General features: G+C 53.1%; 30 protein-coding genes and 1 pseudogene. 15 read left to right on the plus strand and 16 right to left on the minus strand.

Features of this window, described 5'->3' with window-relative positions; translation table 11 throughout:
- From H9625_RS02735 to H9625_RS02800, 14 genes are read left to right on the plus strand one after another with little or no spacing between them, the layout of a single operon-like run.
- Window positions 1–393, plus strand: coding sequence for a DUF3408 domain-containing protein (locus H9625_RS02735; protein WP_191762939.1), 393 nt, complete (start codon window positions 1–3; stop codon window positions 391–393).
- 14 nt (window positions 394–407) lie between these two features.
- Window positions 408–1,100: a conjugal transfer protein gene (locus H9625_RS02740; RefSeq protein WP_191762940.1), complete on the plus strand. Its 693-nt coding sequence runs from the start codon at window positions 408–410 to the stop codon at window positions 1,098–1,100.
- A 31-nt stretch (window positions 1,101–1,131) separates the two neighbouring features.
- On the plus strand, window positions 1,132–1,434 hold the full coding sequence (locus H9625_RS02745; RefSeq protein WP_071150628.1) for a DUF4134 domain-containing protein: 303 nt from the start codon (window positions 1,132–1,134) through the stop codon (window positions 1,432–1,434).
- Between the two features lie 33 nt (window positions 1,435–1,467).
- On the plus strand, window positions 1,468–1,788 hold the full coding sequence (locus H9625_RS02750) for a DUF4133 domain-containing protein (protein WP_071150627.1): 321 nt from the start codon (window positions 1,468–1,470) through the stop codon (window positions 1,786–1,788).
- Window positions 1,785–4,289 carry a TraG family conjugative transposon ATPase gene (locus H9625_RS02755; RefSeq protein ID WP_191762941.1) on the plus strand — a complete coding sequence of 835 codons (2,505 nt, stop codon included), beginning with the start codon at window positions 1,785–1,787 and terminating at the stop codon, window positions 4,287–4,289. Before H9625_RS02750 ends, H9625_RS02755 begins: the two co-directional genes overlap by 4 nt.
- A 4-nt stretch (window positions 4,290–4,293) precedes the next feature.
- Complete coding sequence (locus H9625_RS02760; RefSeq protein WP_087210234.1) at window positions 4,294–4,575, plus strand: DUF3876 domain-containing protein; 282 nt, start codon at window positions 4,294–4,296, stop codon at window positions 4,573–4,575.
- 26 nt (window positions 4,576–4,601) lie between these two features.
- Window positions 4,602–5,234, plus strand: a complete 633-nt coding sequence (locus H9625_RS02765; RefSeq protein ID WP_071150624.1) for a DUF4141 domain-containing protein — start codon at window positions 4,602–4,604, stop codon at window positions 5,232–5,234.
- A 2-nt stretch (window positions 5,235–5,236) separates the two neighbouring features.
- The gene (gene traJ, locus H9625_RS02770) at window positions 5,237–6,244 is read left to right on the plus strand and encodes a conjugative transposon protein TraJ (protein WP_072545362.1); all 1,008 of its coding nucleotides are present in this window, start codon (window positions 5,237–5,239) and stop codon (window positions 6,242–6,244) included.
- Between the two features lie 30 nt (window positions 6,245–6,274).
- Window positions 6,275–6,898, plus strand: coding sequence for a conjugative transposon protein TraK (gene traK / locus H9625_RS02775; protein WP_087210239.1), 624 nt, complete (start codon window positions 6,275–6,277; stop codon window positions 6,896–6,898).
- 6 nt (window positions 6,899–6,904) lie between these two features.
- On the plus strand, window positions 6,905–7,228 hold the full coding sequence (locus H9625_RS02780) for a TraL conjugative transposon family protein (protein ID WP_191762942.1): 324 nt from the start codon (window positions 6,905–6,907) through the stop codon (window positions 7,226–7,228).
- Window positions 7,179–8,468, plus strand: a complete 1,290-nt coding sequence (gene traM / locus H9625_RS02785) for a conjugative transposon protein TraM (protein ID WP_191762943.1) — start codon at window positions 7,179–7,181, stop codon at window positions 8,466–8,468. The genes H9625_RS02780 and traM overlap by 50 nt, the downstream gene beginning before the upstream one ends.
- A gap of 31 nt (window positions 8,469–8,499) precedes the next feature.
- Window positions 8,500–9,498 (plus strand): conjugative transposon protein TraN, encoded by a 999-nt coding sequence (gene traN / locus H9625_RS02790; RefSeq protein ID WP_191762944.1) that lies wholly within the window; start codon window positions 8,500–8,502, stop codon window positions 9,496–9,498.
- A 1-nt stretch (window position 9,499) separates the two neighbouring features.
- A complete protein-coding gene (locus tag H9625_RS02795; RefSeq protein WP_191762945.1) occupies window positions 9,500–10,087 on the plus strand; it encodes a conjugal transfer protein TraO in 588 nt (195 codons plus the stop codon).
- A gap of 15 nt (window positions 10,088–10,102) precedes the next feature.
- Window positions 10,103–10,561, plus strand: a complete 459-nt coding sequence (locus H9625_RS02800) for a DUF3872 domain-containing protein (RefSeq protein WP_162609942.1) — start codon at window positions 10,103–10,105, stop codon at window positions 10,559–10,561.
- A gap of 31 nt (window positions 10,562–10,592) precedes the next feature.
- On the opposite strand, the gene H9625_RS02805 is transcribed toward H9625_RS02800, so the two are convergent.
- The 8 genes from H9625_RS02805 to H9625_RS02840 are packed head-to-tail and all read right to left on the minus strand — an operon-like array spanning window position 10,593 to window position 13,121.
- Entirely contained in the window at window positions 10,593–10,760 is a 168-nt protein-coding gene (locus tag H9625_RS02805) for a hypothetical protein (RefSeq protein WP_158098078.1), read from the minus strand.
- Window positions 10,761–10,764: 4 nt separating this feature from the next.
- Entirely contained in the window at window positions 10,765–11,010 is a 246-nt protein-coding gene (locus tag H9625_RS02810) for a DUF6956 domain-containing protein (RefSeq protein ID WP_071150617.1), read from the minus strand.
- Window positions 11,003–11,236: a DUF3873 domain-containing protein gene (locus H9625_RS02815; protein ID WP_071150844.1), complete on the minus strand. Its 234-nt coding sequence runs from the start codon at window positions 11,234–11,236 to the stop codon at window positions 11,003–11,005. Before H9625_RS02815 ends, H9625_RS02810 begins: the two co-directional genes overlap by 8 nt.
- 11 nt (window positions 11,237–11,247) lie before the next feature.
- Window positions 11,248–11,505: a hypothetical protein gene (locus H9625_RS02820; protein ID WP_071150616.1), complete on the minus strand. Its 258-nt coding sequence runs from the start codon at window positions 11,503–11,505 to the stop codon at window positions 11,248–11,250.
- A gap of 25 nt (window positions 11,506–11,530) precedes the next feature.
- The gene (locus H9625_RS02825; RefSeq protein ID WP_191762946.1) at window positions 11,531–12,121 is read right to left on the minus strand and encodes a hypothetical protein; all 591 of its coding nucleotides are present in this window, start codon (window positions 12,119–12,121) and stop codon (window positions 11,531–11,533) included.
- A gap of 11 nt (window positions 12,122–12,132) precedes the next feature.
- On the minus strand, window positions 12,133–12,351 hold the full coding sequence (locus H9625_RS02830; protein WP_071150614.1) for a hypothetical protein: 219 nt from the start codon (window positions 12,349–12,351) through the stop codon (window positions 12,133–12,135).
- 8 nt (window positions 12,352–12,359) lie between these two features.
- Window positions 12,360–12,848 carry an SLOG family protein gene (locus tag H9625_RS02835; protein WP_117616271.1) on the minus strand — a complete coding sequence of 163 codons (489 nt, stop codon included), beginning with the start codon at window positions 12,846–12,848 and terminating at the stop codon, window positions 12,360–12,362.
- A 12-nt stretch (window positions 12,849–12,860) separates the two neighbouring features.
- Window positions 12,861–13,121, minus strand: a complete 261-nt coding sequence (locus H9625_RS02840; protein WP_204404715.1) for a hypothetical protein — start codon at window positions 13,119–13,121, stop codon at window positions 12,861–12,863.
- Window positions 13,122–13,676: 555 nt separating this feature from the next.
- On the opposite strand from H9625_RS02840, the gene H9625_RS02845 reads away from it, so the two are divergent.
- Window positions 13,677–13,952 (plus strand): hypothetical protein, encoded by a 276-nt coding sequence (locus H9625_RS02845; RefSeq protein WP_071150611.1) that lies wholly within the window; start codon window positions 13,677–13,679, stop codon window positions 13,950–13,952.
- Between the two features lie 335 nt (window positions 13,953–14,287).
- Here the strand turns inward: H9625_RS02845 and H9625_RS02850 are convergent.
- From H9625_RS02850 to H9625_RS02885, 8 genes and pseudogenes are all read right to left on the minus strand, one after another.
- Window positions 14,288–14,449: pseudogene (locus H9625_RS02850) on the minus strand (ribonucleotide-diphosphate reductase subunit beta); the annotation flags it as partial.
- Window positions 14,450–14,509: 60 nt separating this feature from the next.
- On the minus strand, window positions 14,510–15,187 hold the full coding sequence (locus H9625_RS02855; protein WP_191762948.1) for a hypothetical protein: 678 nt from the start codon (window positions 15,185–15,187) through the stop codon (window positions 14,510–14,512).
- 101 nt (window positions 15,188–15,288) lie between these two features.
- Window positions 15,289–15,843 (minus strand): hypothetical protein, encoded by a 555-nt coding sequence (locus H9625_RS02860; protein WP_225226218.1) that lies wholly within the window; start codon window positions 15,841–15,843, stop codon window positions 15,289–15,291.
- A 3-nt stretch (window positions 15,844–15,846) separates the two neighbouring features.
- Window positions 15,847–16,932, minus strand: coding sequence for a hypothetical protein (locus tag H9625_RS02865; RefSeq protein ID WP_177608175.1), 1,086 nt, complete (start codon window positions 16,930–16,932; stop codon window positions 15,847–15,849).
- 98 nt (window positions 16,933–17,030) lie between these two features.
- Entirely contained in the window at window positions 17,031–17,948 is a 918-nt protein-coding gene (locus H9625_RS02870) for a phosphoribosyltransferase (protein WP_191762949.1), read from the minus strand.
- A gap of 103 nt (window positions 17,949–18,051) precedes the next feature.
- On the minus strand, window positions 18,052–18,372 hold the full coding sequence (locus H9625_RS02875; RefSeq protein WP_117616274.1) for a hypothetical protein: 321 nt from the start codon (window positions 18,370–18,372) through the stop codon (window positions 18,052–18,054).
- Window positions 18,373–18,384: 12 nt separating this feature from the next.
- Window positions 18,385–18,798, minus strand: a complete 414-nt coding sequence (locus H9625_RS02880; protein ID WP_072545351.1) for a hypothetical protein — start codon at window positions 18,796–18,798, stop codon at window positions 18,385–18,387.
- 13 nt (window positions 18,799–18,811) lie between these two features.
- Window positions 18,812–19,453, minus strand: a complete 642-nt coding sequence (locus tag H9625_RS02885) for a site-specific integrase (RefSeq protein WP_117616275.1) — start codon at window positions 19,451–19,453, stop codon at window positions 18,812–18,814.
- Window positions 19,454–19,466 lie beyond the last annotated feature (13 nt).

Here is a 19,466-nt window from a genome sequence, read left to right on the forward strand (position 1 = left end):
ATGGGGGAACGGAAGAAAATCAGCCTGACGGAACTGGACGAAAGCTCCATCGTCGCCTCGTTCAAGGAAGAACAGCCCGCCCAGGCCGTCCCTCTGGCGGTGGAGCCGGAAACGCCCGTACCCCACCGGACAGAACATCCGGATATCAAGCCAGCCCATGAGAGCGAATACCTCCGCCTGTTCATCCACGAGTCGCCCGTATGCGCCCGGCTGGGCAAGACCATCTACCTGCGCAAGGAGTTCCACGAGCGGATACAGCGCATCGTGCAGACCATCGGAGGCAACCGGGTATCGTTGTTCAGCTACGTGGACAATGTGTTAGAGAAGCATTTTGCCGACTGGCAGGGGGACATCGAACGCGAATACAAGCAACGGAATACGGGAATCTTTTAGAAAACAATCCATCTATGACAACCTTTATCACGTTATGCGTCGCGGGCTACCTGCTCTGGACAGCCGCCTATCTCCTGTATGAGCGGCATGAACGCCGGAAAAGGCAGCGCGAAAGCGAGGAAACACTGCCCCGAAAAGTAGCCGACGCGGAAGACATTTTAGGCAAAAGCACATTTTCCCTGTGCCACTCCACGCCACAAGTACCCGAGAAAACGGAAACCGTGAAACCGGAAGTCGAAGCGGATACTTTTGCAGCGGAATCGGAACGATACCCCAAGGTGGTGTCCGCCGACGAGCTGGACGCGCTCTTTGCCGAAGGCGGGCTGGAACCTGTGGAGGGGCAGGACGAACCGATGGAATACCGGGAAACGGATGCCGGTGAGCCTCCGATAGACGAAGATGAAATGCTGGAAGGTCATGCGCCCAAAGCGACAGGCCTCCGTTTCGAGGACATGGGGTTGGCAGTGCGCATGGCGATGGATGACAGCACCGCCACCGAAGCAGAACGGCAGCAGGCCGGACGTGCACTTGCCGAACTCAAGGGCACGCCGATGTTCGACCAGCTCACCGCCGGGGATGCGGAACGGGAACGGCGCATCGCCTCGCTCATCGAGCTGCATCTGGCGGACTACCGCCGGATACGGCAACCAGAGCCTCCCGCCGAGAGTATCGTACCCGGTGATTTTTCCATTGACGACATTGTTTAACAGCGGTCTATCCGCATAAAACCAACTTTTTATGAACACAACAAAGAGAATCTTTTTCATGGCGGCCTGCCTGATGGCAGCCGGTGCGCTCTATGCGCAAGGTAACGGACAAGCGGGCATCACGGAAGCCACGCAGATGGTCACCTCGTACTTCGACCCGGGAACGAAACTCGTCTATGCCATCGGCGCGGTGGTCGGCCTGATAGGAGGCATCAAGGTATATAACAAGTTCAGTTCGGGTGACCCGGATACGAGCAAGACCGCCGCCTCGTGGTTCGGGGCGTGCATCTTCCTGATAGTCGCCGCCACCATCCTGCGCTCGTTCTTCCTCTAATCCCTATACATAAATAATATATAGAATAGGATTATGGAATATGAACTGAACAAGGGCATCGGGCAGAGCGCGGAGTTCAAGGGGCTGAAGGCACAATACCTGTTCATCTTCGCCGGAGGACTGCTTGCCGTGTTCGTGGTGTTCATCGTGATGTACATGGCAGGAACAGGCCAATGGGTGTGCATCGCCTTTGGCGCGGTATCCGCATCGATATTGGTATGGCTCACATTCCGCCTGAACGCCAAGTACGGCGAGCACGGGCTGATGAAACGGCTCGCCAAACGGCAGCACCCGCGATACCTGATTAACCGGATTAGCGTCCGGAAGTTATTCACCCCAAAGAGAAGCCTATGAGAAATATATTGAAAGCCGCCACGTTGGAAAGCAAGTTCCCGCTGCTGGCCGTCGAGTCGGATTGCATCGTCTCGAAAGACGCGGACATCACCGTGGCCTTCGAGGTGGAGCTTCCCGAACTGTTCACGGTAACCTCCGCCGAGTACGCCGCCATCCATGCGGCATGGTGCAAGGCCATCAAGGTGCTGCCCGACTACACGGTGGTACACAAGCAGGACTGGTTCGTGAAGGAACGCTACCACAGCCGGACGGAGGGTGAAAGGCTCGGCTTCCTCTCGCGGAGCTATGAACTGCACTTCAACGAACGGCCTTTCCTGAACCACTGCTGCTACTTGTATCTGACCAAGACGACCAAGGAGCGGATGCGGATGCAGAGCAGCTTCTCGTCGCTGTGCCGGGGCTTTATCATCCCCAAGGAAGTGAACCGGGACACGGCGGCACGTTTTTTAGATGCCGCCGGGCAGTTCGCCCGCATTGTAAACGACACGGGACTGGTCAGACTGCGCCGTCTGTCGGGCGACGAGGTAACCGGCACGGAGGAAAAAACCGGCCTGCTGGAGAAATACCTCTGCCTGTCGCTGGAGGACACCGGCACGCTGGAGGACATCGAACTGGGCGACGAGGGGGTGCGCATCGGCGACAAACGGCTGTCGGTCTATACGCTCTCGGAACTGGATGCACTGCCGGGCCGGGTCGGTACGGACAGCCGCTATGAACGGCTCTCCACAGACCGGTCGGACTGCCGCCTCTCCTTCGCCAGCCCGGTGGGGCTGCTGCTCCCATGCAACCACATCTACAACCAGTACCTTTTCATCGACGACAGCGCGGAGAACCTGCAACGCTTCGAGAAGACGGCACGCAACATGCAGTCGCTCTCCCGTTACTCGCGGAGCAACCAAATCAACAAGGAATGGATAGACCTGTACCTGAACGACGCGCATTCCTACGGGCTGACCTCGGTGCGCTGCCATTGCAATGTCATTGCGTGGACGGACAACCCGGACGAAGTGAAGGTCATCCGCAACGACACGGGCAGCCAGATTGCCGCAATGGAGTGCAAACCGCGCCACGACACGGTGGATGCCGCCACGCTCTATTGGGCGGGGATGCCGGGCAACGCCGCCGACTTCCCGGCGGAGGAATCGTTCTATACCTTCATCGAGCAGGCCGTCTGCTTCTGGACGGAGGAAACGAACTACCGCAGCTCGCTTTCCCCTTTCGGGCTGAAGATGTCAGACCGCATCAGCGGCAAACCGCTGCACGTGGACATCTCCGACCTGCCGATGAAACGTGGCATCACCACCAACCGCAACAAGTTCGTGCTGGGCGGTTCGGGCAGCGGCAAGTCATTCTTCATGAACCACTTGGTACGGCAATACTACGAACAAGGAACGCACATCGTATTGGTGGACACCGGAAACTCGTATGAGGGGCTTTGCTCGCTGATACACCAGAAAACCGGGGGCGAGGACGGCATCTACTTCACCTACACGGACGAGCACCCGATAGCCTTCAACCCGTTCTACACCGACGACCGGGTGTTCGACATCGAGAAGCGGGAGAGCATCAAGACGCTGCTGCTCACCCTGTGGAAGAAGGACAACGAACCGGCCACGCGCTCGGAGGAGGTGGCGCTGTCCAACGCCGTGTCGCTCTACATCGAGCGCATCCGCTCGGGGGAAGTGGAAGAACCCTCGTTCAACACCTTCTACGAGTTTGTGAAGTCGGACTACCGGCGGATACTGGAGGAGAAGCAGGTACGGGAGAAGGACTTTGATTTGGCGGGCTTCCTAAACGTGCTGGAACCCTATTATCGGGGCGGCGAGTACGACTTCCTGCTCAACTCGGACAAGCAGCTTGACCTGCTGACGAAACGCTTCATCGTCTTCGAAATCGACCAGATAAAGGACCATCCCATCCTGTTCCCCGTCACGACCATCATCATCATGGAACTGTTCATCAACAAGATGCGCCGTCTGAAAGGCATCCGTAAGATGGTGGTCATCGAGGAAGCGTGGAAGGCCATCGCCTCGGCGAACATGGCGGACTACATCCGCTACCTCTACAAGACCGTCCGCAAGTTCTACGGGGAGGCGGTGGTGGTCACGCAGGAAGTGGAGGACATCATCTCCTCGCCGATTGTGAAGGAGAGCATCATCAACAACTCGGACTGCAAGATTCTCCTTGACCAGCGGAAATACCTGAACAAGTTCGACCAGATACAGACGCTGCTCGGGCTGACGGACAAGGAGAAGGGGCAGATTCTTTCGGTGAACATGTCCAACGACCCGACGCGAAAGTATAAGGAGGTGTGGTTCGGGCTGGGCGGCGTGCAGTCGGCGGTGTATGCGACGGAAACCTCATTGGAGGAATACCTCTGTTACACCACCGAAGAGAGCGAGAAAGTGGAGGTGCAGCGCATGGCGGAGAAGCTCGGCGGCAACATCGAGCTGGCCATCAAGCGGCTGGCGGAGGAGAAACGGAACGCAAGGGAGGGATGAGCCTATGGAATATGCCACGTTGTTCCCGCTCGACCGCATCTGCGGACGGTGGAAAAGCCGGGGCAAGTCGCCCCCGGTCAGGGTGTACCGCGAAGGGCGCACGTACCGCATCGCCCTCGCCTACCGCTGGGGAGCCGTGCTGACCGCCACGCTCTACCGGAACGGACAGGGAACGTGGGCGGAACTGCCCGAAAGGGTGCAGGTCGCCTATGACGAAGATAACGAGCGGCTCGTGCTCGCCTCGGAAGGGGTGTATGTACGGGACTGCAAGGAATACGAATATTGACAAGGACATTTTAATCATCAACGGACATGAAAAGAATACCAATAGCAATTTGCCTTACGGCCTTGCTCTGCACCGCCACGACGGTCCGGGCGCAATGGGTGACCTTTGACCCGTCGAACCTCGCGCAGAGCATCGTGAACACCACGCGGAACGTGATACAGACCACCACGACCGCCGAGAACATGGTGAAGAACTTTCAGGAAACGGTCAAGATTTACGAGCAGGGAAAGAAGTACTACGACGCGCTCAAGTCGGTGCATAACTTGGTGAAGGACGCCCGCAAGGTGCAACAGACCGTGCTGCTCGTGGGGGAAATATCGGACATCTACGTGAACTCGTTCCAGAAGATGCTTGCCGACGAGAACTACACGACGGACGAACTGGCCGCCATCGCCTCGGGCTACACGAAGATGCTGGAGGAAAGCAGCGGGATGCTCGACGAGCTGAAGACGGTCGTCACGCAGACCGGCCTGTCAATGACGGACAAGGAGCGCATGGACCTGATAGACCGCATCTACCGCGATGTGAAGAACCACCGCAACTTAGTGCGCTACTACACGAACCGCAACATCGGCGTGTCGTACCTCCGGGCAAAGGAGAAGAACGACACGCGGCGCGTGCTCGACCTGTACGGAACCGATAACCAAAGATACTGGTAGCCATGACGGGAGAAAGTACATTCGGCAACCTGCATGAAGTGCTGCGCAGCCTTTATGACGAGATGATGCCGCTCTGCTCGGACATCACGGGCGTGGCCACCGGGGTGGCGGCATTGGGCGCGTTGTTCTACGTGGCCTCACGGGTGTGGCAGGCGCTCTCACGTGCCGAGCCAATAGATGTGTATCCGCTGTTCCGTCCGTTTTGCATCGGGGCGTGCATCATGTTCTTCCCCACCTTCGTGCTGGGAACCATCAACGGCATCATGAGTCCCATCGTCACCGGTTGCCACGGCATCCTGCAAGGGCAGACGCTCGACATGGAGGAGTACGCCGAGAAGCGGGAGAAACTGGAATACGAGGCTTTGGTGCGTAACCCGGAAACGGCCTATCTGGTCAGCGACGAAGAATACGAGCGGCAGATTGAAGACTTGGGCTGGACACCGTCGGAACTGAAGACGATGGCGGGGATGGCCATCGAGCGCGGCAAGTATGAAATCAAGCAGACCATCAGCAACGCCTTCCGCAGTTTTCTGGAACTGCTCTTTCAGGCGGTGGGGCTGATACTGGACACGCTGAGGACATTCTTCCTTATCGTGCTCTCCATCTTGGGGCCGCTGGCATTCGCCATTTCGGTGTATGACGGTTTCCACAGCACGATGGTGCATTGGATATGCCAGTATATCAGCATCTACCTGTGGCTGCCCATCTCCGATTTGTTCAGTTCGGTGCTGGCACGCATCCAGACGCTGATGATTGAGAAGGACATCGCGGCATTGACCGACCCGAACTTCGTGCCGGACACGAACAACTCGGCCTACATCATCTTCATGCTCATCGCCATCGTGGGGTATTTCACCATCCCGACGGTATCGACATGGGTGATACAGGCGGCGGGCGCTGGCAACTACGGCAAGCAGGTGAACAACTCCGCCGTCAAGACCGGCAAAGTGGCGGCAGCGGCTACCGGGGCTGGTGCCGGGCATGTCGCGGGCAAGCTGCGGGGCAAATGATTCAACAATCAACAACAAGAATTAAAGAAAATGGAATTCAAGTCATTAAAGAACATCGAAACGAGCTTCCGGCAGATACGCACGATGGCAATAGCCTTCGTCGTGCTGTGCGCGTTGGTCACGGGTTACGCGCTGTGGAGTTCATACAGCTTCGCCGAGAAGCAGCGGGAGAAAATCTACGTGCTGGACAACGGCAAGTCGCTCATCCTCGCGCTCTCGCAAGACCTTTCCCAGAACCGTCCGGTCGAGGCGCGGGAACATGTCAGGCGGTTCCACGAACTGTTCTTCACACTCTCGCCCGACAAGGCGGCCATTGAGGGCAACATCCGCCGGGCATTGTACCTGTGTGACGAAAGTGCCTTCCGCTACTACAAGGACTGGGAAGAGAAGGGGTATTACAACCGAATCATCTCGGCGAACATCAACCAGACCGTGCGGGTGGACAGCGTGGCGTGCGACTTCGAGCGTTACCCCTATATCGTGACGACCTATGCCCGCCAGTCGCTCGTCAGGAGCAGCAACATCACCGAGCGCAGTCTTGTAACCCGCTGCCGCCTGCTGAACTCGGTGCGGTCGGACAACAATCCTCACGGTTTCACGATGGAGCAGTTCACCATTCTGGAGAACCGCGATTTACGGACCATGGAAAGGTAAAGGCGTATGGGAAAGACAAGAAAGTGGCTCCATTACATCCCTGACCGGATAAGCGACGGGATGCGCTGCGTGTGCGGGCGGATGTCGCCCGATGTGCGGCTCATCGTGGTGGTGGCGATGCTCATGGGATTCAGCGCCCTCTCCATCTACATCACCGTGTCGTCGATATACAACATCGGCAAACGCCGGGGAGAGCAGATGAGAATAGAACGGATGCGGCAGTTGGAACTGCATCCGGGCATAAGTAAAGACAGTATCCATTTTAATCATGACAGGAAACATGAAAGAGAACAAAACGGAAAAACAGCCGGAAACGGCAAAAAAGAATGAACTCGGGCGGAAGGAGTCCCAACCGCTGACTCCCGAAGAAATCCGGAAACGGAGGAAGATGCTGGTCTATCCGCTGTTGTTCCTTGTCTTCGGCGTGGCGATGTGGCTGATATTCGCACCGTCGGACGAGGGGGAGAGCCTGCCCGACGGCTTCAACGTGGAAGTGCCCATGCCGGAGGAAAAGAACCTGCCTTCGGACAAGCGTGCCGCCTACGAACAGCAGGATTTCGAGCGCAAGCAGCGGGAGAAGATGAGCACCCTGCAGGACTTGGCGGTGGCGGAGGATGATACGGACAGGGAGGCCGTGGAAGATGTGTTCCAGACCGAAGAAACTGCATCATCGGGCAGGTCGTCCATCCGCACCTCGGCAGATGCCTACCGGGACATCAACCGGCAGATTGGCAGCTTCTACGAGCAGCCGGAGCCGGAGGACGACCAGAAAACGCTGGAACTGGAGTGGCGCATACAGGAACTGGAACGCCGGGCGGAAGAGGAACGCAAGGCAAAGGAAACCGCCGACGAGCAGCTCCGCCTGATGGAGAAATCCTACGAGATGGCCTCGCGCTACCTGCCGCAAGAGGGTGGCGGAGCGAAGTCCGTACCCGTAACGGAAACGGAGGGAAGGACGGTCAGCCCGGTCACGCAGGTGGCGGAACAGGTCGTGTCGATGCTGGCACAACCGATGTCCGATGCCGAGTTCATGGAACGGTACAGCCGTCCACACAATCTGGGGTTCCATACCGTGTCGGACCATGCGGGCGTATCGGCCCGGAACAGCATCCGTGCCTGCATCCGGCGCACGGTCACGGTAAGCGACGGCAAGGAGGCGGAAATCCGCCTGCTGGAACCGGTCGATGTCGGGGGCATGTATATACCGGCCAACACCGTGCTGACCGCCACGGCACGCATCAACGGGGAGCGCATGGAACTGACCGTCAGCTCCATTGCCTATAAAGGGAGGGTCGTGCCGGTGGAACTGGAGGTATATGACATGGGCGGCATGAAAGGCATCTCGGTGCCGGGGTCGCAGGAACTGACCGCACTCAAGGAGATGGCGGCCAACATGGGTTCCACGATGGGCAGCAGCATCAACATCTCCACCGATGCCGGGGCGCAACTGGCCTCGGACTTGGGACGCGGTGCGATACAGGGGCTGTCGCAATACCTCGCCACGAAGTTCCGCACCGTCAAGGTAACGCTCAAGGCGAACCACGCGGTGCTGCTTGTGCCCAAGAAATAATCTTATGTATCACTATTATTCACAAGGAAAAATGAAGAAAATTATGCTTATGGCGGCTCTCATGACCGCAATGACCCATGCCCAAGCGCAGAGGGTCGTGGAAGAAACCGACTTGAAAGAAACGGAAGAAACAGTAGAGCAAACTGAAACGGGCGATGATGGGGTAAAACAAAGCCCGTCCACCGGCGACCTGTTCGACGGGCTGACACGCCCGATAACCTTCGACCGGATGATACCACCGTATGCGCTGGAGGTTACGTTTTACAAGACCGTGCATATCATCTTTCCCTCCGCCATCAAGTATGTGGACTTGGGTTCCGCCGACATCATTGCGGGCAAGGCGGACGGCTCGGAAAACGTGCTCCGGGTGAAGGCCGCCCTGCGCGACTTCTCCCGAGAGACCAATCTGGCGGTGATAACCGAGGATGGGAGCTACTATACTTATAACGTGAAATATGCCGACGAGCCGGTCAAGCTGAACATCGAGATGAAGGACTTCCTGCACGACGGGGAGGCGGTGAACCGCCCGAATAATTCGCAGGAAGTGTACCTGAAGGAGTTGGGCAGCGAGTCTCCGTTATTGGTGCGGCTCATCATGAAGTCCATCCACAAGGACGACAAGCGGCTGGTGAAGCATATCGGCTGCAAACGCTTCGGCATCCAGTACATCCTGAAGGGCATCTACACGCACAACGGGCTGCTTTATTTCCATACGGAACTGAAGAACTCCTCCAACGTGCCGTTCACGGTGGATTTCGTGTCGTTCAAGGTGGTGGACCGGAAAGTGGCGAAGCGCACCGCCATCCAAGAGCAAGTGATTGTACCGCTGCGTGCCTACAACTACGTGACAGAGGTCGGCGGCAAGAGCCGGGAGCGCACGGTGTTCACCCTGCCCAAATTCACCCTGCCGGACGACAAGCAACTGGTGGTGGAAATAAACGAGCAGAACGGCGGGAGGCATCAGCAGTTCACGGTCACCAATGCCGAACTGGTGCGTGCCCGTGTCATCAACGAACTGAAGGTGAAGTAAGATGAAACGGACGGTGTTTATTCTAATCGGCATGGCGCTGTGCCTTGTCCTTGCAGACAAGGTGCAGGCGCAACGCTGTCTGCCGGGTATGAAAGGGCTGCGCCTGACGGCGGGCATGGCGGACGGCTTCCATTCGGCAAGCCGGCGCAATGAGCTGGGCTACCACTTCGGGCTGTCGATGGACTCGTACACGAAAGGGTGCAGCAAGTGGGTGTTCGGCGCGGAGTATCTGCAAAAGTACCACCCGTACAAGGACACGCGCCTGCCGCTGTCGCAGTTCACGGCGGAGGGCGGCTACTATTACAACTTCCTCTCGGATGCGAACAAGGTGTTCCTCTGCTACGTGGGCGGCTCGGCGATGGCGGGTTATGAAACGGTGAATTGGGGCGAGAGCCTGCTTTATGACGGGGCACGCATCACGGACGGCGACGCTTTCGTCTATGGCGGCGCGGTATCGCTGGAGATAGAAACCTACCTCACCAACCGGACAGTACTGCTCCTCCATGCGCGTGAACGCTGCCTGTGGGGTGGCGGTACGGGAAACTTCCACTTCCAGTTCGGGGTGGGGCTGAAATTCATATTGGACTAATAAATCATCAAGACAATGAAAAGAATGACTGAACTGATTTTTACCGCCGGTTTCGCATTGGTAGCCGCCGTGCTACTTTGCGCCTGTTCCGACAAGCTGGACATCCAGCAGGTGTATGAGTTCGATTTGGCAACCCTGCCGGTGCAGACCACCATCGTGGAAGGCGGGGAAGCCGAGATACGCTGCCAGTTGGTACGCAGCGGGCGGTACGAGGAAACGGAGTATTTCATCCGCTATTTCCAGCCTACGGGCAAGGGGGAGCTTCGTCTGGAGGACGGCACGGTATTGCTGCCCAATGACCTTTATTCGTTGCCGGGCGAGACCTTCCGGCTCTATTACAGGTCGCTCTGCACCGACCAGCAGACGATTGACATCTACATTGTGGATTCGTTTAACCAGACGGTAACCAAGAGCTTTTCGTTCAACAACGAGACGGAAGAAGGAGTAGAGAACCCGGAACAGCCTGCTCCATAATACTGACGGCTATGCTTTGTTTTGCCATTGCTTACTTGACGCTTCTTGCCGTAACCGGCTGTTGCATCTGGCGTGCCATACGCCATGCCCCGACTGATACGGAGCTTTGGGGCGAGGAAACGGACTGACATGCCTGTGGTGTGAAACGGTTGCAGCCCGTCGGATTGGTTCCGGCGGGCTGCTTCTGCAAGCGCATCATCCCTCTACAATTCCTTCATTTCCGCTATGGGCATGTAATGTTCCAACCATTCCCTTACGGGCTTCATGTTGTATTCGGATGTGATGACTGCCGTATAGCCGTTTATCGGGGTGAAGCGTGTGGTCTCGTAATCGTCCACCCACTTCTTCAGGCTGTCCACGCCCCATGTGTCGATGTCCTCAAACCTACCGTCCAAAACCTCGATGGGTTCGCTAAATGTGATTATCAGCGTTTCGTAACCGTCATTCATTGCCGGCCTCCTTTCTTTCCTTTTCCGATAACCATGCATCGCGCCTGCGGCGGCATTCCTCCAAAGTCGGAGCCACGCAGGAGAACAATTCCCCATCGGATGCCCTGTAATCGTACTGCACAAGCGTGCGTTTTCTTCTCCCAAAACCAGTCTGGAATTTCTCGAATTGTTCCGTTCCTGCTGCCCGGCAGGTCGAAACGCCGTTTTCTGTCATTCTTGTAACCATCATACAATTCCTTAAAATTCGACAATCAATAAGCGGTTCTCCATGCACTTGTCCGGGTCAGATGCCATCCTTTGTTTGAGCCAAAAGTGGCTGCTCCCGTATCCGAAAGCGAAGAAGCGGTTGAACTCCTTGCTTTGTGCAAATACTTTCACCAGTTCGCGAAGCTCCTGTTCGTCCTTTGTCAGCGTCACGGAATTGATGAACTTTACCAACACTTCGGGTATCCGCTCGTCCCACCCGAAAATCATGCTTTCAATCTTTACGTCCATACATTATATATTTATAGGTGAATAATCAAAAAAGGCTCAACTGCTGCGGGGCGGTATAGCGTAACTTCAGTTCCCGCAATCCGGCTTTCAACTTGCGGATATACTTCGGGTTGTAATTTCCCTTGTCTGTCAGGGAGTGGCGTTCCGCATAAGTGTAATGCCCTTCCAGCCGATGTATTCCCGTGCGTACCGCTTCCTTGTAGTCGGAAATGGGTTCATCCCATACCGATGGGTGGCTACCGCCTCCTGCCGTGCCGGTACACCAGCTCACCGTAACGGCATACGTGCCATTCACGGACTGGCCGATGTGTATCACGTTGGATGTGTCCAACCGTATTTCCTCCACGATGGGCAACATGCCATTTATCCATCCATATTCGTTGAACTGCTTGTCCACATAGCCGAAAACAAGCCTGCGCTCGTAGGTATTCACGTTCAGCACAATTTGATGCACGCTTTCGCCGAAGCTCTCGAAATAGGCGGTCTGTTCCGCATCTTCCCGGCGGAGTGCCTGGATATAGCGGAGAATGATGTGCCGCTCACGCTTGCAGGCATGGTAGTCCGCCAAAACCTGCAATTTTTCTTCTTTCGTCATTTGGGATATTATCTTGTCCATACCGTAATTCTTTAGATGGTTGCTTTCAGTATTTCCACGTGGTATTGGGGATTGACTTCCCACAACAGGTATTCGATGAACAGCCTGCGTGCGTCCTTCTCCAGTTCCTTGAACAGCCGGGTAAAGGTGCTGTGGTTGCCGTTGATGTAGGTTTCCACCATGTACTCGAAAATGTCCTCCACTTCATAATACTTGCACTGCTGTGCGATAGTCTTGCTGTACCGTTTCATAAGCGTTCTTATTTATAAAGGTTTATAATTATTCTGTTCAGCATCTGCGCCTTTCCTATGGTATAGTATGTGCCGCCATAGGGCAGTCCGTCCCAATAAGCGAGCATGATTGCCGCATGTTCCACCAGAAAGTCGTTGCGCCGGTGGAAACAGCCCTTGTGATAGCTTTCTGAAAGGATAACCGTCTTGTCCGCTTCTTCCAACAGACTGATGTAAAGCCTCTTGTTCGTGTCGGAATAGCGTGCGGACTGCTTCCGGAAAGGGATGGCAGCTACCAACCGTATATCGGTTAATTCGTTTCTTACCGTCAAGACTGCCTTTGCAAAAATCAAATCGCTGCCTTCCGCCATGCCTGAGAGAAAGTTACGGTAGCCCAAAGCATACAGTCTTTTGATTTCCGTCACCATGCCTGTAAAAAGAGTAAGCATGGGTTGGCTTATCCTGCCGGAGCGGTGTCCGGTAAACGAAACGTTCTTTGAAATGTTTGTTGTATCCATGATGATGTGAGTTTAGAGTGTTAATACCCAGACTATGAAAGCGACAACCGAAACAAACGCAAAAAGGAACACAAGGCAGACCCACAGGAAACGGACTACACCCACAAGGAAGTTCCACGCCAGCCACAGCCCGACGAACCACACCAGAAGGGAGCCACCGTACAGGGATGTGCCGAGTGCCGCAAGGGAGAACCTCACCGCCACGCCCACGAATTTATGCAGAGGCAGATTGGGAAGCGACTTATTTCCATTTGTTTCTCTTGTTGCTTTCATAATCACGACATTTTTTTTATGCATTGACGAGTTGGGTGAGCTGACTTATTTCGTAAGCGGGGCAAAAGACAGGGTTTTGCAGAAGCAAATTTTTTCGGTGGAATACTACCTGAGCCTGCGAAGTGTGGAGATTGTGCCTAAAAAATTTGATTTGTCCGTCAAAACCCGAAATTACCTTTGCGCACGTAATAAGTCAGCTCCCCCAACCTTTCAATAGCACATTGTGGAGTGATGGGGAATGAAAGCGGCAAGGGAAACATACCGTAGGGACATTGATTTCTCTCCGCAATGGACTTTTCCGAAGGAGGTTTTTTAAGGATGGCAATGGATTATTGGCTTTATTTTCTTACCTTTGTGCCAGCGGTGCAAATAGCATCGTGGTAATGTTGTTCATTTACCGGCATCCAGAAATCGCCAATTTCAAAACACGAAGGTAAATGAACCGGGTAGGTTATACCTTGACGTAACCTGCCGGTTCACTTCGTGTTAAGCGTTTGGCGATGCTTTGGGTGCGGTGGCCGGCAGCGTTACGTCATTTGTTAATACCCGAAAGATATGGAATTACAAGCTACCGCCCTGAAGGGCATCGTCCGTTCTTCCGATGAAGGACTTTTCTATCTGTTTCCCATCCAAGATGTGTCCACCTTGCAGCAGACGAAGGCGCATCTGACCTGCGCCATTGATGTATTGAGCCATCCGGAGGAATGCTCGCCGGAACAGCGGCTGGATGCCGTGCGCACGTTGAACAGCCTCGTGGCGGCATTGAGCGTGCATGACGACGACCATTATAGTGCTTTCGACTCCGCCCTCGAAGGCGGCAACGTGCAATAACGGGCGGGTCGGGCAAGCGTAAAAGCCTACCTTGCGGCAAAACCGGGCAAGGAAAAGTGGCGTATGGGATATGGTGTGATGATTTGGTTCATCACGCTTGACCATGCGGCATGTTTCTACGGTTTTGCGTAGGCGGCAAGGGTATTTCCATTCCCAACGGGAACGGGGATATGCTTGCCGACGGAAATGACGGGCTTTTACATTCCGCAGCATGGGTCGGGGATTGGAATATTGTATTCTTTGGCATTTATCCCAAGCCTGCAAGTCGCCCAACCCGTTTCCGTGAGTTGCCCAACTCAGAACTTTGGGTTGTCCGACTCTGTGAAATGTTCCTTTTATTCTTTCCCCGTTTTCACCGTCCGTCCCAAGAACAGGCCGGTAACGGAGTTGGCTCCAAGCTGCATCAGCCTACGTTTCATCTGCTCACGGTCTTCCCTTATCCATGTGGCACGGAAGCCGTCAGTGATTTTCAGGCGATGCGAAAGGAGGCTGCAAAACATAAGCAGGCAATCTACCTAAAGTCTAATGACCTATTGGGGTATAATCATATCCGGTAGCTACCGATGCTTTATTTTTTTGAATACTCTTTGTTTGTCATCAATCTCAATCAAACCTGTCTTGCGTATTAAGAACTTGTAAACGATGCCATGGCTCAAAGCTTCTTTCCTATTTTCTTCCCATGCAGGATAACGAAAACAAAGAATCTGTCCGTCATAACGCCTTTGTATTCGCGGAGGGAATAATTCAGGTTCTACATTGCACACAAGGGTATCTTTGTTTACATACCATCTTCCAATAAGATAATTTCCACCTTCTCTGTCCAGGTTAAAGATATTACCGATATATTCAAAAGTGCCATCAGCGACAAGTTTCATCATCGTCCATACAAGCTCTTCGCCTGCGATATGTAATGTCTGCTGATAGGTTCCGACTAATGTTGAAAGGTAATCCCCTTTTTTTACGGGCAGATGTTCTGTCCTATTATCACCAAGATGCCAACCATTATACGATTTGGGGAAATTCCAAATATGAATATCGGTCTGGGCATCGTTGTTTGCGATACATTCCACTTGAAAAAGGAACGGAGACGCTTCCAACACCTCCAAAACAATAGTATCTCCTCTCAAACACTTGATTGCAAAAACAGTCGTATCTAATGGAATCCTGTTTTGTGGATTACTTTTACAAAATAGATTGTACCTGTACTGCGCTACAATATCCTCTTCCTCCTCCATGTCGTTCACTATATTCCCATGAAAGATGATAGAATCTTGTCCTGTTTGCCCCTTTATTATCAGGGAAGGTAACAATAGCAATATAAGACAAAAAAGTATTCTCATAGATGTTTGTTGCATGGTTGTCTGCTGCCAGTCCATTTGTCTGTAAATCGTTTGCTTCCGGCATATAGTTTCATAACATACGAGATTGTCATTGCCACCACAAGATAAAGTATGATGACTGCGCCAACAATCCAACAAAAGTAGAAATTGTTTTCATTAGACGGTATCATATTCTCCGGCAGAACCCCTGTGCGTTCATATTCCGCTTCGTATGTGCCAAGTGTCGGCAATGAACTAAACCATAATAGGCTCCAAAGGTTAAAAACGGCTTGCAACAGCAAGGCGGACAACCGACACAACGTATTGCGTATAGCCATGTCATACAATATATAAAGAGGGCAAATGCCAATCAGTGCTATCATGCTTGTCAAAGGTCTGCGGTCGTCATGGGCAATCCATTCCCCCTCTTGCATTTCTATCGCATAATATTCAAAGTATAGAATAATAGCGAAAAGCAAGAAGTATATCGTGAACTTTATGGTATTGGCTTTTCTCATTTTTCTTTCCCATATAGCAATTAAAGTCTTTGAATTAATATTCCCTTTTTTCATTTATCAGAAGAATGAGGAAAGCCTCTTGTCAGTATCAAGAGGAATGTTTACCGCATGATGACGATGCAATGAATCTGAATAAAACCGGACTCTCAGGGAATCACCGGAAATAAGTTCCTTGAGGAACTTCCGCTGGTCAGAGGATAGCGAAGAAGGGGCAACAGGCCAACGGGATTCCTTATGGGAACGTGCCATGACCGCAATCGTATCCTCAAACAGCTTCTGAAATTCCGGATTCTTATAAACAAAAATCCGTGGCATGATAATGTAGCGTTTGGATTCGTTGGGAGAAATGGATTCCGCAGAATCCAGATAATCTCCTATAGAGTCGCTTTCACTCCTATAAATGAGTTCGCTATTCCATCTCTTGGAAGGATTGTTATCAAGCTTATAAATAACTTCATGGGCATAGCCGTAATAAGAAGAATGATCAAGCACTGACAGCCTGTTTTTACCTATGTTATGTATCACAAACTCGACCGGACATCCTATCCACATCAATTTGCCTTTCTTGGAAGAGTAACCGAACACCGGATACAAACCGGTACGGGTTTGAGCAATTTCGTATTCCTGAGCTATGTTCTGATGTATCAAATTCTTGACAGCCTGGATTGAAAAAGCGCATAAAGTAAGCGGCTTTTCAGGGCGGAACTTGTATTCCACGGTTTTACTTTCCGATTCAGGAAACAGCCTGTCTATAATTTCTTCTTTGTATCCCGCCAAAACAAAATCATCCAGCCTTTCTGAATATCCAAATCGGGCATAGCCGATATAAAGGTAGAAACCTTCGCAGTACGGACATTTGATTGTAAATCCCTTGTCCGAGCCTTCAATGCTTATATCTTCTTCATCAGGACAGTCGCCTGCTAACGGAAAGACGCTTTCTCCCGCTGGCTTCCCTCCCTTGGCAAGTTTCACGGACACGATAACCGGGCTTTGGGCACATCCGCCCTTAGCGGAGTCCACGGACATGGTAAGTTCATACATCTGTTTATGAACCTGAATCCTTACGGTATCCCTCATGCTTCCCTTACCATAAGCCATGATAGGGAAAAGCAGGCACAATATGAATGATTCTATCTTTATCATTGTTTTACGTTGTCAATAATGTCATACCATCAGCGGAATCCGCCATCATCCTCTCCAACTCAGAACTTTAGGTTGTCCGACTTTGTGAAATGTTCCTTTTATTCTTTCCCCGTTTTCACCGTCCGCCCCAAGAACAGGCCGGTAACGGAATTGGCTCCAAGCTGCATCAGCCTGCGTTTCATCTGCGTGAAGTTCTCGCCGGTGGACACGATGTCATCCACAAGAAAGACATCGCGTCCCTGAAAATAGACGGGATGGAATATGAGGTTGGAGAGCTTGTCAAGGCCGTGAGTGCCTTTCATCTGCTCACGGTCTTCCCTTATCCATGTGGCGCGGAAACCATCAACGATTTTCAGACACCGCGAAAGGAGGCTGCAAAACCGGGCGAAACGGGCGGCGTTGCGCTCACGGGTAGCCGCCGGGATGGGGATAAGCACGGCATTGGCCGCCTTTTCCTTGTAGAAAGGCATACGGGCGATGCAAAGGGAGAAGATTTTGGCGACAAGGGCTGCCTGCTGTCCTTCCTTGAAGCGGAAAACCAAATTGCTGGTTTTGCGGTCTTCCACAGCGATGCCCTTGCAGCGCGTGGGGTAATAGTCATGGATATAGAAGCACAATGCGCCGTCGATGCGCATCTTGCCCTTGAAACGGGTGTTGTAGGGGAAGAACTGGCGCACGAAATCGCTGTCGAAGGTGAAGCGGAGGATGTCGCGCCAAAGGGAAAGCGTGGCTTCGTCCTGCACGCGATAGACCTCGCCGTCGATGCTCTCCTTGTCGGCCAGACCGATGCCGATGCACAGGCGGTCATTGAAAGCGTCCTTCGATACGATGTACCAGTCGAAGGACTCGCATATCCGCACGATGTCGCACTCCCGGCTGCACAGGAAATAAAACGTGTTGTCGGGCTTCTGGATTATCAGGAACTCGCCGGGCATCTCGGAGAGGATGAAGTAATTGCCCACTTGGGCTTCGGGTACTTCACTAAGAGGGACGGATATGTGGAGGTCTTCTATCATCTTTGGGGCTTTTTCTGCCCAAAGATAAGGGTTTGGAGGATACAAAACGAGCCTTGCCCGGTTTATTTCACGGACAAGCCCCGTTTTTGTGGGATTTCAGTTTTCAGGCTTCGTTACTCTCCTTCAATCGGCAGCGTTCCTCCTTCGCCTTTTTCTTTGCTTCCTTCTTCGCCTCCAGTTCGTTCAGGATTTGCTTCAAAGGCTTCACTGCATCGGGACGTTCTTTCTTGAAGTGTTTGAAATAGATGTCCTCGATGAATTGGGGTAAAGGGGCTTTCCATGTTTCCTGCCGATGGTTGTCTATCTTGCCTAACTTATCGGGATTGAGACCGAGTTCACGCGCCATCTGTACGTGGGTGTCGGACAGCCGATGTTTTTTCTGCGCCGTTATCCACTTTTCTATCTGCGATTTGTTTGTAGCCATATTTCCTGTTACTTAATTGTATGAAATGAATGTCTGGTTGTCCGAAGCGTTGAACACGACAAGGACTTCGGGCTGCTTCTCCTTCAGCCGCTTGTACTCGCACAGGGAGTTCAGCACCCATTCGCGGAACAGCTTCGTACAATAGGTGTTGATGCGGAAGCTGAGGAAAATGACGGCCTCCAGATTATAGTAGGTAACGTATCGCTTATCCTGCTTCTCCGTGATGGTTGCCTCGCTCTCGTTCAGGATGCGCGACTTGAAGATGGAGCGCATATTGGCGTCTATCGTCTGGATGAACACTCCGAACAGGCGGGCAAGCTCATGTTTGGTGAGCCATACGTTGCCGTTCTCCAGCCTGACGCTGACTGTGGGGTGGCGGTTGATGTCCTCCAGCCCGGTGATGGTGATGTTTCCTCTGTGTAGCATAGGGGTATCGTTTTTATTTGGTGGGACAATATACGGATTTATTGGTTGTCATGATGTATTGCGCCGCAATTTTTTCAAACGGGGTGCAGTTACGCGCCACTCTGTCCATTTCGCGCTTGATGATGCGGTCGGTAACATAAGCATGGCGGCCGCGCAGGTCGAACCGCCCTAACATGCGGCATACCGTACCGGTGGATATGCCGTTTTTTGTCGTTATCGTATCCTTGAACGTATGGTAAGCCAGATACATGGTCATGTTCTTTTCGATGCCGCAGAGTTCCGCAATCTCTTTCAGATAGACATTCAGCCGTTGGTTGCTGGGGACGGGCAACAGTTCATCCGTTCCGGCAAACCGGACTTTGTACTTCTCCAATATCATTTGTGGGACAGGCAGCAGGGGAATGTGGATGAAAGCGTCGGTCTGCTCCCTTACCATGAAAATCCACTTCTGCCCGTACTTGTTGTGGAAATTCTCTTTACGGAGGGATTTCAGGTTCTGGTAATGCAGGCCTGTAAAGCTCGAAAAGATGAAAAGGTCACGCACCTGTTCCAAACGCGGTGTGTCAAACGTGGCTTTCATCAGTCTGCTCAATTCCTTTTCGTTCAGACTCACCGCCGTTTGTCTGGCTCTAAGCTGTCTTTCTATCGTTCTCATATTTGTCCTCCTT

Origin of the sequence: Phocaeicola intestinalis (assembly GCF_014837065.1) — a bacterium.
Taxonomy (GTDB): Bacteria; Bacteroidota; Bacteroidia; order Bacteroidales; family Bacteroidaceae; genus Phocaeicola; species Phocaeicola intestinalis.